The sequence below is a fragment of the Pseudoalteromonas sp. SWYJ118 genome, from assembly GCF_015864505.1.
Classification (GTDB): domain Bacteria; phylum Pseudomonadota; class Gammaproteobacteria; order Enterobacterales; family Alteromonadaceae; genus Pseudoalteromonas; species Pseudoalteromonas arctica.
The window spans coordinates 80,243-93,402 of record NZ_JADYXC010000006.1 but is presented as its reverse complement, the minus strand read 5'-3'; the positions used below and the strand labels follow the sequence as shown (position 1 = coordinate 93,402).

Sequence of the window (13,160 nt, the reverse complement as noted above, 5' to 3'; positions counted from 1 at the left end):
TTAAATCTCTTAATTAATTACCAAGTGGAGTACTGTCTTCGCTATCAATAATGCCGTCATTGTCGGCATCTTGATCGGCTATTAAACCTGAGGCTGTTATGTCGTCTTCGCTTACATTTGGTAGGAAAAAGTTAGGAAGTCCGTCGTGATCGGTATCTACACTGGCAACTGCTTTTTCTCTAAAGTCATCACGGGCAGCTATTAAACTTGCCATTTCAGTATAAAGGTTGAGTTTATCTGCTGAGCCATTTACGCTATTTTCAATTAACGAAATTGCTTTAGCATTATCACCAAGAAGCACATGAGCAGAAACTAAGTCCATCATATTACTTTGTAATGCGGTGTCTGAAAGCGCAGTAATGCGTTCCTCTAAAGTATTAATTAACGTAGACGTTGGTGCTTTAAATCCTTGGTATTTAGCTTCATAGTCATTAATGTTTTGAGCATTAGCCCCCATAGATGACAACGCACTGTAAATAGTGAAATACCCAGTTTTAGGCGCTTCAATATCTAAAATATACTCTTTTAAAAGCTCAACTAGATCGGTTAATTGGTTGCTATCAAACTCTGAAATTAAAGGCGTAATTTCTTCAACCGATAAAGTAAATGTGTCTAATGCTTGTGTTGAATAACCCGCATCAATCATAAAACCAAGTGTTTCTAAGCGGTTCTCAAAGCGATCTTCAGGGGTTTCTAGTTCTGATATATGGTTAAGTAATTGCGTATATATAGCTGGGATACCATCTGTTGAGCCAGATCGAGTTAGCGTCATTATTACATTGCTATGAACTGAAATTTGGCTGCTAGATGAGAGTGTTTGTAGCTCACCGCTTTGTAGTTTTTCGAGCATAGTAATGCACTTTTCAGCTTGAACTTTTTCATCCATACCAACGCGACCGCTTATTTCAACAAAAGCAGAGCAGCCTCTAAAACCAGTAAGATACGTTGCATAACTCTCGGCTTGTATGTACTCATCTGAAATAAGTAAGTCACCGGCATAATTCATTACTTGTTGAGCTAAATCATTTCGATTAAATTGGCTCAAAATAAGTGCAGTACCAGGTAAGTTTGTAGTATCGGTTAACCCCTGAAATAGCACGTTATATTCATCTTTATCTTTAAAAGGTTGAGCAACTTCATCGAGTACTGTTGTTGCATCTTCGCCTGCTAATAAACGCTGCGCCACAATAAATGAAACCATTGAGCGTTGTGCAAATGATTGCTCCCACTCAGATGTAATTAGTTCATATGCAGGGTTTTGAGTTGTGTCGTACAGCGCCTCGATAAGTGTAGCCAAATTACTTAGTGCATACGGGTAGTAGCTAAGAGTTGCTTGTGAATAAGGTGAGGCAGCATAATTATAATTACTATCGAAATTAGTAATACCATAAAGAGCGAGTGCTTTATTAGTATATTCACGTGCAAGTTCTAACTGATTAGTTTGTAATAAAAACTCTGCCGACCATGCTAAATATAATATACGAGAGCGGTGAGTTGGCTCTCCTTTATAATCACCATTTTTTGCTATTACGTAGCCTGTTTTATTACTTAATTGAGCGAACGATTTAGCGAATAACTTTGCAGTTTCTAAGTTTTCAGCAGTGGGTGTCGCTGCATATGATTCAAGAGTTGAGCTTGCAGCACTTGAAAATGCAGTAATAAAGTACCCAAATGTAGTTGTAAACTCATCCTGTGCTGCGTTTAATGCATAGCCTTCAATTTGTTCAATTAAGCTAGTTGCTTGCGACAGTTGTAATGCATCTAAATAGTCTCGTGTAATAGTTAACAACCAAGATGCATCATTTCTGTCTATATTATCCAATCCTTTTTCAGCAAGGTATTGGTTATAAGATGTTAAAGCTAGCTCTCTATATTCTATAGCTTGCTCAGAGCGATTAATCGTATCCAGTGCACTGGCTACTTTTAAAAGCCCATCGGCATAGGCTGTTTGTTCATTAATCAGCGCTAAATACTCTTGTGCGGTAGTTAAAAAACCAGCGCGCGCATAAGCTGTAGCTTGAGTTTGATAAATACTATAACGAGATAGTTCATCGTTAATATTTTCTGTTATTAAATCGGCTTGTTTTAAATGAGACTTATCTGAGCTGTAGTAGTAGTTACGTTTGTCTTCATTTGTTACATAAGAGGGGCTAAGTGAAATAGTCGCAGTTAATGGCTCACTTATAATGCCGTCGGTATAACTAACGGTAAATTCATCATTTTGCGTAGTGAGTGTTTGTGCCTCATAGCTAAATTCACCAGTTTCACTATTTATAGATATTACACCACTACTTGGCGGTGTAAGTAGCGTAATGCTCACTGCATCACCATCAACATCACTAGTATTTATTTTACCTACACTTGTTGTTGAGGTAGTAAATGTAACATTAGTTGTTGAAATAGTAGGTTCATCATTAATGTTTTCAATAATAAAACGTACAACAACATCAGCGCTTAAACTGCCGTCACTTGCTGAAATAGTCGTGCTATCTTCACCAAAAAAATCAGCGTGTGGTGTGTAAGTAAATTCACCGTTAGCCTCTAATGTAATAATGCCGTTACTTGGCGATTGCGCCAAAGTATAACTAAGCGGGTCGTCGTCAGTGGCTGAAACCTGTCCTGAAAAAGCGGTATCTTCGTTAAGCGTAAAACTTAAATTTGATTGGGTAAATAATGGTGCACTGTTGCCCGAGCCGCTTCCACAACCTGCTAAAGCGAGTGCGCATAAAATAGGGGTAAATTTAATAAGTCTGTTCATTATTGTTAATATTAGAAGTTAATAATGTTGCGAATGATAACGCATATCAATTGTGTTTCACAGTTCGAAGTCGGTATTTATGTTAAAAATAAGAATGTTACCTTTAACTAATCAAGGGTTTAAAAAACAAAGAGACGTTAAAGTAGAAAGGTGTATAGCTAATGTAAATATTTTAAGTTCAGCTAAAAAGTACTCATATACTTAACTAATGAAAGCTTTTCTCATTATTAAATGTAGGAGCTGAACAAAATTACCACCTATAAAATAGCTTAAAATATGAGTTTGCATCGACTTAGTATTTTTAATAAATTTATTAATCAAAATTAAATAGGTTAATGCCATTTAACCTCTCCTTAACCCTCGACCGAATAAGCTATGTGCAATGGTATGAATTAGGCATAGTTAAATGGTTTATTTTAAAAAGCACTCAACCGGTTTGTTACTTGCACTTAGTTGCACGCTTGCTGCATGCAGTAGTCAGCCAAGCTATCAAGGTAATAGTACTGAGCAGTCGCTAAAGCAACATGCAAACTGGCAGTACACACAAAGTAACGCACAGCAAGTAAATTACATTACCGATTTGGTGGATATTGAAGGGCTTGATTCGCTTATTGAGCAAGCTGTTACTAATAATCCATCGTTTAATCAAGTGCATGTTGCATTAAAACTAGCTTATGCGCAGCGTGATGTAACCGCTGCAAGTCAGTGGTTTAGTGTAGATGCAGGATTTGACGCGCAGCGCAGTAAAACCGAAGGCACGCAATATAGCTCATCAGTAGGTATAAGTTGGGAAGCCGATATATGGCAAAAAATTGCTGACAACGTAGCCGCGCAAGATATGACTATTGCCAGTAACCAAGCTACTTATCAAGGTGCTAAAGACACATTAGTAGCGAGTGTTATTCGTACTTATTTAAATATTATTTTGCAGCAAAATTTACTCGATATAGAGCAACAACGTTTAGTTGTTTTACAAAATAATGAGCAAAGTATTGTAGAGCGCTACCAATATGGGTTAGGTGATTTAGAAGCGCTTGATACCGCCCGTACTAGCACGGCATCTACTCGCGCAACCATTGCCGATTACGAAGAAAAAATAGCAAAAGCAAAGCGTGCTTTAATGCTAATTGTAGGCACTGATAAACTTCAAAACCTGCCAAGTACATTAACACTGCCAAGCGTTATTGAGCCATTAAGTACATTACCAGAGCAAGATTTGGCACGCCGACCTGACTTACAAAGTGCCTATTACAACATTCAGGCAAAGCATTACTTGGTTGATGTATCGTACAAAGAGCTACTACCGAGTATTTCGCTTTCGGCATCACTGAGTGATTTAGCAAGCACGCCAAGCCAAGCATTATTAACTAGCCCTGTGTGGAGTTTATTGGGTAGTTTAAGTGCCCCTTTATTTGAAGGTGGAGCACTGCGTGCGCAAGTTGATATTGCAAAATTAAATGCCGAGCAAGCGTTTTGGGAATACCAAGATACGCTACTAAGTGCGGTAAACGAAGTTGAAAATGCACTCGGGCAGGAGCAATCATTAACTGAGCAACAACTGCAAATTAGCAATGCACTTGCCAGCGCTCAACGCAGCTTTAGTAACTATCAAAGTAAGTATCAACAAGGTTTGGTTGATATTTTAGATTTGCTAACAGTGCAACAAAAAGTATACGACCTGCAAGCTCAGCTTAGCCAAATAAACTACACCATTTTAACTAACCGCATAGATTTAGGCCTCGCTTTGGGCCTTGGAGTATCGTCATGAAAATTTCGCCAACACCGGTTGTTGTAATGCTTGTTGCTATTGTTTGTATAGGACTTGCTATTATGTATAACGGTCAAAAAATGGCTGAACAAGCAAATAGCCCACAACCTGCCGCTATTAAAGCTATTGCCCCAAATGTATCGGTAATTAATGCAGCTCCGAGCACTTATCAGGCTTATGTTAGTGGGCATGGTGAAGCTAAAGCGCATTGGTCACTTAGCTTAAAAGCGCAAGTTAAAGGCGAAGTAACCAGTATGAGCGAGCAATTTGCGACCGGTAACTTAATAACTAAAGGGCCAGTGCTTGCAAAAATTGATGACACCGAATACTTACAGGCCCTAGCTAGCGCAAAAGCAACATTGGCTGATGCAAAACTAGCACTGCAAGAAGAACAAGATTTAGGTGAGCAGGCAAAACGTGAATGGGATCGCTCAGGCGTTACGCAAGCACCAAGCTCGCCGCTTGTATTTAGAACGCTGCAATTAGAAGCCGCGCAAGCTACGCTCGATAAAGCACAATATGCACTTAAAACCGCACTGCGTGATGTAAATAACACCCAGTTAAGTGCACCATTTGACGCTGTTATTTTATCGCGCGATATAGATTTAGGTACTTATGTAGGTATTGGCGATACGCTTGCCACGCTAAACAGTACCGACAAAATAGAAATAACCGTGCCGCTTTCATTAAGCCAGTGGCAAAACCTAGCAAATAATAAATCAGGCGAGGTTATTTTAACTGATGTAACCACCAATACTAAATGGAATGGTTACATTGCACGTTTTGAGCAACACCTTGATGACAGTTCGCGTCAACGCAGTGTAATTGTTGCCTTAGATAAACCGTTTGAGCAAGCAACGCCGTTACTGCCTGGCACATTTTTAGCGGTAGAAATTGCCGGTAAGCAGTTAAGTAACGTAATAAAACTACCTGCTTCTGCGGTATCTCAAGATGGTTCAATTTGGTACGTAAATGATCAAAACAACTTAGTAAGCATACAAGCCAATAAAGTATTTGAGCGTGGTGATTACGTATATATTTCGCCAGTTGCAGAGCAAAGTGCTTTAAAAGTAGTAACGCGCCCATTAGTAAGTTACCTAAGCGATATGAAAGTAAATCCAATTGTTGAGGAGATACAATAATGAGCCCTTATCAAGCACCTCAATCACCCAGTAATAATAACCCGCTGCACGGTATTATTAACTGGTTTGCAAATAACTCTGTTGCCGCTAACTTATTGTTAGTTAGTGTGATTGTAATGGGGGTTATGTCGCTTTCGACTTTACGTAAAGAGGCATTTCCGAGTTTAGAGCCGGATATTATTTCGGTGTCGGTGGTTTACGACAGTGGCGATGCATTGCAAGCCGAAGAAGGAATAGCGTTAAAAATTGAAGAAGCGCTCGAAACCGTATCAGGTATTAAACGTATTACCTCTACATCCGATGCTAGCGGCAGCCATGTAAGCATTGAAAAAAGTACTGATTACTCACTCGATGAGTTACTTGTTGACGTTAAAAACCAAGTTGACGCTATTAATAACTTTCCGGCAGATGCTGAGCAACCTGTTATTGATAAAGCCCGTAGGCAAGATCATGCATTAACGCTGCAACTTTTTGGGGATGCCGATCGCCATACATTACAAAACCTGGGCGAAAAACTTAAAGCCGATTTATTAGCGCAATCAGGTATTAGCGACGTAGCGCAGTCGGGTGTTCTCGATCCGATGATGTCAGTAGAAATCGATGAAGGTAAATTACAAGCCTATGGGTTAACCATTAGTGACATAAGTGAGGTGATTAATAACGAGTCATCAAGCCCACTATCAACTAGTTTACGCGATAGCAGTAAAATTATACGTCTGAAAGCGGCTGACCAAGCTTACTGGCAGCGCGATTTTGCCAATATCGTTTTACTCACTACCGCATCTGGCGCACAAATCAAATTAGGTGATGTTGCTATTGTTAGCGACAGTTTTTCTGAAGATAACAACTCACTAAGTCGTTATAACCAACAAAATGCAGTCGGCGTTGAAATTCTGATGGGTGATACCAGCGACATAATCACCATTGTTGAGCAGGCTAATAATGTAATAAAAACGTGGCACGAAAGTGGTTTATTACCTCAAAATGTAGAGCTAGAAAGCTGGAATGACAAAAGCACCATGATCACCGAACGTTTATCGCTACTGACTAAAAACGCGGTGACCGGTATTATTATGGTGTTTGTAATACTAGCCATATTTTTAAATGTACGTGTGGCTTTATGGGTTGCTGGTGGCTTGCCGTTTGTATTTTTTGGTACGCTTTATTTTATGACCGATGGCTACACCGCACTGACCATAAACGAAATGACCACCTTTGGCTTTATTATGGCGCTGGGTATAGTGGTAGACGATGCCGTTGTTGTAGGCGAGAGTATTTACACCACACGTAAAAAACATGGCGATACATTAAATAATACAGTTTTAGGCACCATGAAGGTTGCTGTGCCAACAATATTTGGGGTGTTAACCACGGTGGCTGCGTTTGTGGCGCTTTCGAATGTATCAGGTAACTTAGGTAAAATTTACTCTCAATTTGCTACCGTAGTAACTATTTGTTTACTGCTTTCAGTTGTTGAATCAAAACTTATTTTACCATCGCATTTAGCCCACATTAGTACTAAACGCCAAGTTAAAAAAGGCTTAGGGGGTCTGTGGTCAAAAATACAACATGGTGCTGATAGTGGCTTAAGCTGGTTTAGCAAAAACATTTACTGCAAGGTTATTGAATTTTCACTGCGCTTTAGATACGCCGTAGTGGCTGCGTTTATCGCCTTTTTTATACTGGTTATTGGCATGCCAATGACAGGCACAGTTAAAGTTGGTTTTTTCCCAAGTATTGCAGGCGACACCGTAACAGCCAATTTAGTTATGCAAAACGACGCAGCCTATGGGCAAACAAACACAAATTTACTAACGCTAGAGCAAAGTGCATTACAAGCTGAGCAAAACTTAATGACTAAGTTGAGCTCTGACAAAAGCGAAATAACCAGCCTTCAAGTTGTTAGCAGTAGCGACACCAGCGGTGAAGTAAGTGTTGAGCTATTAAACGAAGGCGCTTTTACAGCAAGCGAATTTGCTCAAGAGTGGCAGCGCGTAGCAGGTAGCCTTGAGGGCAGTAAAAAATTACAAATATTAGCCACGCGTAAAATGGTCGATAACTTTAAAGTTGAGCTTAAAGCGTGGGACGACGAAACCGTAATGGCGGCGGGCGCACTATTTAAGGAGCGCTTACAAAATACCGCAGGCGTTAACGGAATAGACGACAACTTAAACCCAGGTCAGCCACAGCTTAAATTTACCCTAAATGCACAAGGGCGTGCACTTGGAATGGATACAGCCAGTTTATCAAAGCAAGTACTGCAAGCCTTTGGTGGTGCAGTTGTACAACGCTACCAACGTAATAAAGACGAAGTTAAAGTACGTGTACGCTACCCAGAAGATGCTCGTAAAACACCTGCCGATATAATGCAGTCGCGTATTCGCCTGCCTGATGGCACCGTTGTACCGCTAGTTAACGTAGCCACAATTAGCAGTGAATATCAGCAAGATGAAATAACCCGCATTGATGGACTACGTGCAATTTATTTAAGCGCCCAAGTAGATAAAAACGTGATTGCTCCAAACGAGTTAGTTGCTAATTTAAAGCGCGACTTAATTCCAGAGTTAACACAGCAATTTCCTAATTTAAGTGTGTATTTTGCAGGAGAGGCAGAACAACAAAGCGAAACCACCAGTTCAATGAGCACTATGTTTGTAGCTGCTTTATTAGTGATTTACGTGCTGCTGGCTATTCCGCTTAAATCGTACATTCAACCTGTACTAATCATGGTGGCAATTCCGTTTGGTATTGTGGGCGCTATTTTAGGGCATTGGTGGAACGACTTAACCATTAGTATATTGTCGTTAAATGGTATTTTGGCGCTCAGTGGGGTAGTTGTAAACGACAGCCTATTACTTGTTTCGCGCTTTAACGAACTAGTAAAAGAGGAGGGCATGAGCACGCACGATGCCATAGTTGAGTCGTGTACGAGTCGTTTGCGTGCGGTATTACTTACCTCAATTACAACTTACGCAGGCTTAGTGCCGCTACTTAGCGAAACCTCAATGCAGGCACAGTTTTTAATCCCTGCTGCGGCATCACTTGGCTACGGTATTTTGTTTGCCACGGTTATTACCTTAATACTTATACCGGCATTATTGATGATTCAAACCGATGCTAAACGCGGTATTGATGCTGTGCTAAAATCGCTAGGTGCTAAAAATAAAACGCAGGAAACAGCCTCTTAATGATAAACGTACTACTGGTTGAAGACGACATAGACTTGGCAACCACCATTGTTGATTATCTCGAAATTGAGTCAATAGAGTGTGACCATGCAAGCAATGGTGTAATGGGTTTAAATTTAATAGAACGTAATCAATATCAAATGATTATATTAGATGTAAACATGCCCAAAATGGACGGTTTAACCATGTGTAAAACATTGCGTGAGCAAGGCATTGATATACCAGTATTAATGCTGACAGCGCGCGATAGCCTCGACAATAAGCTTGAGGGGTTTGCAGCCGGTAGTGACGACTATTTAGTAAAACCATTTGCTATGAAAGAGCTAGTAGCGCGCGTTAAAGTATTAGCAAAACGCAAAAGTGGTGAAGCAAAACGCCTTACATTTGCTAATTTAACACTTGATTTAACCGCGCATACGGCAACAGTCGAAGCAGGTAACTTAAAGCTATCTCCTATTACTTTTAAGTTATTAGAATTACTTATTAGGGAGCAACAAAAGCCAGTTACCCGACACGCAATTATGCAAGCCATTTGGGGAGAAGAGCAGCCCGACAGTAACAGCCTAAAAGTACATATTTACCATTTACGAAAACAGTTAGAGCAAGCTAATTGCCAAGCGGTACTTGAGACAATTCCCAGTGTAGGGTTTGTATTAAAACTAAAAAATGAGACACATGCATGAAAATAAGACCTAGTTTAAGGTTGTACTTTTTTGTCAGCATGGTGCTTTTAAGTTCGTTAATGGCTATTGGTTTTTCGTTTTTAAGTGTTAGCTATTTTACCGATGGTTTAGACAAAGGCTTGAATGGCGTAATGCATGCACTTTCGCAATCGGCTGAGGTTAAAAACGGGCAACCGAAAGAAATGATTGGCTTTAATATAGCAAGTCGTTGGGAGGATGTGCCAAATGAGATTAAGAAACGTTTTATAAAGCCTACAGAGCGAGGTATATTGCAAAAAAGCCAAGAAAAAACAGCGTTTTTTTCTATGCCAAAAGACTTATATTTTGTTGTATATTTTGAAAACCCTGCTGGTGAAGCTCGTTATGTATCACGTATTATGCTTGAGGAAAACCGCCTTCCAAAAAAAGGAACACCCGAAAAACCAATACAAAGGTTATTATGGATAGCGTTAACGGGGATAACAGCAATAGCACTGTTTACCTTCTTTTTGTTTATGGTAATGAAAAAGATAGCAAAACCGGTAGAGTCCCTGCGGGGTTGGGCAAAGTCGTTAAATCAAACAAACTTACAACACACACCGCCCGATTTTACCTATAACGAACTAAATACCTTGGCAACGTTAATACGCAGCAGCTTGCTTTCGGTATACGAAAGTGTAGAGCGTGAACAACGCTTTTTAAGTTATGCGAGCCACGAGTTACGTACGCCAATTTCGGTTATTCGCAGCAATGTTGAATTACTTAACCGCTTAAGCGAAAAAGCCCCTTTAAGTGACAAACAGCAACTTACACTGCAGCGAATTGAGCGCGCCGGTTTAACCATGAGCGATTTAACTGAGACGTTATTGTGGCTTAGCAGAAATGACGACCAGCAAAGTTCACCAGAGCCTGTAAACCTAGCCGTTAAAATAACAACCTTGGGTAACGAACTCGATTACTTACTCAATTCAAAACAAGTTGATGTACTTATAAATACCGATAACCACAGTACGACTATTAGTACCGAAGCTACCGCATGCCACATAGTACTTACAAATTTAATACGTAATGCGTATCAGCATACGCAACAAGGGCAAGTGCGAATTACTCAGCAGGGTAGCCGTGTGATTATAGTAAATAGCAGCGAACAAACTGATACGTCACACGTTACTAATAGCGCAAATAAGACTACCAATATTGGCTACGGTTTAGGATTAGAGTTAAGCGAAAAAATAATAAAACGACACGGTTGGGTATACGAGGTAAACGACATGCCTGGGAGTTATGAAGTGGTGGTCGATTTTAGTTAATACGCTTTTTTTAATACTTAACCTGAACTCTGGTTAAGAGATTTACTAACATATTGAATCATAGTGATATTTAAATTTATTTTCTCTAGCTAGAGATTTTCAGTGAAAACAAGGCGAATTTACGCGTCAACAGTTGGGTAATGTGGGTTTATTATTCATCTTTTAAGGTTTTTAGGGGTAAAGTTTGCGGTTGGCGTTGGTGGGAAGGGTAAATTAACCAAAGTTAAGATTAAACTAAATAGAATTATTTAAAATTCGATTTATAAATATTTGTTAAAACTATATAGTAGATAAATGAGCGTTGGATCGTCAGTAATTTTCGGGGTTAACGCACTATTAATTGTTAGCTTTTCAAGGAGATTTTTGTGTCTAAAAATATAAAGAGAACAGAAGTAGACAATACCAGAACAGCGGGAAGTGCTGTTGGTGGCGCTATCCTAGGAGCTTCTTTAGGAGGACCTTTTGGGGCGCTGATAGGTGGAGTTGTCGGCGCATACCTGGGAGAGTCTGTTAATGACTCTAAGAAAGGGGGATCGCAGGTGAAAACGCCTCCACATCGAAGCATACCACCTAACAATAAAGGTGATAGCCGTGGATAAAGTTGTATTAATACCTTCTGCTGCTCTCGGACTAATTTTAATTATATGGTACTCGATACGCTGTTGGCGTTCTGGGTCAGACTTTAATCATGCAGTAATGATTAATATTGTATTCCAATCAAGCGGAATCGTATGCGGAGCATTTTTGATTACAAGCATTTTTATTCCTGAGATCAAGGAACTCATGTCTGGAATCGATATTTATATTTTTGTAAGTGGACTTGCCGTATTTGCGGTCTCATTACAAGGCTATCATCGTGATGCTATTTGCCCATCAACAAATGATTCTGAGGAAGTTAAGGCGAACGATTCTTCAAATGAGCCCGGATCGGCAACATTGGGATAACCAGCGATTGACGTTCTCCCAACGTCCGCATCTGGCACCGAACAGTCCGTCGGCTCTATAGCGATTTTGTTTTGCTAATTATCTATTTATTTGTCTGTGCCCCATACCTGTTTTCGCTCACATATACATCACTTCAAGTAAACTAGCTATTGACTGCAATTCAACTTTCTCTAACTATGAGTATAGTTAATTATTTTATGGGGTTTTTTGCTAAAAAAACGCCTTTCAAACTGGTTGTGATATGAACAGTACACCAGTAATTGTTTTTGGGAGATATTCATGAATGTTGAAGATTTAGTAAGTATTTTAAGTCAAGTTCAGTATAAACAATCCCTTGATTGGTATGTTTATCTATTAGTAGTTATATCATCAGGATTAGGAGCATTCTTCATTTCCTATTTTAAGGAAAAAGGAAAAAATTATGCTACTAAAGATGACTTCAAAAAATTACAAGAATCACTTAGTGAAAGTACAAAGTTAGTTGAGAGTATTAAATCTGAATTTAGTGAAAAAACATGGATTAAGCAGCAGTTATTTCCAACCAAACAAGAAATTACTAGATTAACCACCAAGGTTATCTATGAATTTCAAGAGTTAATGCAATCACGAGTACAAAAACAAATTGCATACCATTACATTGAATATGAGCACTGCGGACTTTCTGGGGGGGGGTATAATATACCCTATAATGCTGACCCCAAATACCATGAAGAAGCGGAGAGGTTAGAAAATGAATATTGGGAATCTGCAACCAAAGAAATTGAGTTAGAAAGAGAAAGATACAATAAAAAGTACATGTCAGGTGAGTATAAAGAAAAAGAAAAATCGCTGTCTAAATCGATTTTAATTTCTATTGATGCAGTTTTGAATCTAATAAGTATAAATAAAGCAATCTTAAGTGAGGGTACAATTAATTTAAGTGTGTTTTTAAATAGAATGAAAACAATACTTACCGATAATCCTATGATGGGTGACACATATAAATATGAGCTTCAAGAGATGTCAAGTGACGAACGTTCAGAATACTACATAGACGAAAGCAAAAAGTTGCTCTCTGAAATTAATGACCAATATACCAATATTATCCAGTTAACAAAGGATGAGTTAGACCTAACGTAAAACTAATTATAGTCAAAGTACTCTAAATTAGTTACACCCTCATTTTTGTCCAAAAGAGTGTTAGCGTGGCCATCCGCTGATAGCACATAGCAGTGAACTAAACTTGGCAGTATTTTATGAGATTGGCTTTTTAAAGTCTGTATTTAATAACTTTATACCATTATAAGCTTCAATATTATGCCAAGTTACACTTCACTTGTGTCGTTGTAGCTCAGTGAAATCGAATGTGGCTTTGCCAACTTATGCTTCAAACAATAATATTGCCTCA

Annotated in this window: 9 protein-coding genes; 8 read left to right on the top strand and 1 reads right to left on the bottom strand. The window is 39.1% G+C overall.

The window, feature by feature from the left end; genetic code table 11:
• Window positions 1-13: 13 nt before the first annotated feature.
• On the bottom strand, window positions 14-2,758 hold the full coding sequence (locus tag I6F48_RS08345; RefSeq protein WP_197119235.1) for an Ig-like domain-containing protein: 2,745 nt from the start codon (window positions 2,756-2,758) through the stop codon (window positions 14-16).
• A 406-nt stretch (window positions 2,759-3,164) separates the two neighbouring features.
• Here I6F48_RS08345 and I6F48_RS08340 point away from each other — a divergent pair, with 406 nt between their 5' ends.
• From I6F48_RS08340 to I6F48_RS08305, 8 genes are all read left to right on the top strand, one after another.
• A complete protein-coding gene (locus tag I6F48_RS08340) occupies window positions 3,165-4,526 on the top strand; it encodes a TolC family protein (protein ID WP_197119234.1) in 1,362 nt (453 codons plus the stop codon).
• Complete coding sequence (locus tag I6F48_RS08335; RefSeq protein ID WP_197119233.1) at window positions 4,523-5,668, top strand: efflux RND transporter periplasmic adaptor subunit; 1,146 nt, start codon at window positions 4,523-4,525, stop codon at window positions 5,666-5,668. The genes I6F48_RS08340 and I6F48_RS08335 overlap by 4 nt, the downstream gene beginning before the upstream one ends.
• Window positions 5,668-8,856: an efflux RND transporter permease subunit gene (locus I6F48_RS08330; protein WP_197119232.1), complete on the top strand. Its 3,189-nt coding sequence runs from the start codon at window positions 5,668-5,670 to the stop codon at window positions 8,854-8,856. Before I6F48_RS08335 ends, I6F48_RS08330 begins: the two co-directional genes overlap by 1 nt.
• Window positions 8,856-9,539: a response regulator transcription factor gene (locus tag I6F48_RS08325; protein ID WP_197119231.1), complete on the top strand. Its 684-nt coding sequence runs from the start codon at window positions 8,856-8,858 to the stop codon at window positions 9,537-9,539. The genes I6F48_RS08330 and I6F48_RS08325 overlap by 1 nt, the downstream gene beginning before the upstream one ends.
• On the top strand, window positions 9,536-10,828 hold the full coding sequence (locus tag I6F48_RS08320; protein ID WP_197119230.1) for a sensor histidine kinase: 1,293 nt from the start codon (window positions 9,536-9,538) through the stop codon (window positions 10,826-10,828). Before I6F48_RS08325 ends, I6F48_RS08320 begins: the two co-directional genes overlap by 4 nt.
• 365 nt (window positions 10,829-11,193) lie before the next feature.
• Complete coding sequence (locus I6F48_RS21535) at window positions 11,194-11,427, top strand: DUF456 domain-containing protein (protein ID WP_197119229.1); 234 nt, start codon at window positions 11,194-11,196, stop codon at window positions 11,425-11,427.
• Window positions 11,420-11,773: a threonyl-tRNA synthetase gene (locus I6F48_RS08310; RefSeq protein ID WP_197119228.1), complete on the top strand. Its 354-nt coding sequence runs from the start codon at window positions 11,420-11,422 to the stop codon at window positions 11,771-11,773. Before I6F48_RS21535 ends, I6F48_RS08310 begins: the two co-directional genes overlap by 8 nt.
• A 279-nt stretch (window positions 11,774-12,052) precedes the next feature.
• Window positions 12,053-12,892: a hypothetical protein gene (locus tag I6F48_RS08305; protein ID WP_197119227.1), complete on the top strand. Its 840-nt coding sequence runs from the start codon at window positions 12,053-12,055 to the stop codon at window positions 12,890-12,892.
• The last annotated feature ends 268 nt before the right edge of the window (window positions 12,893-13,160 follow it).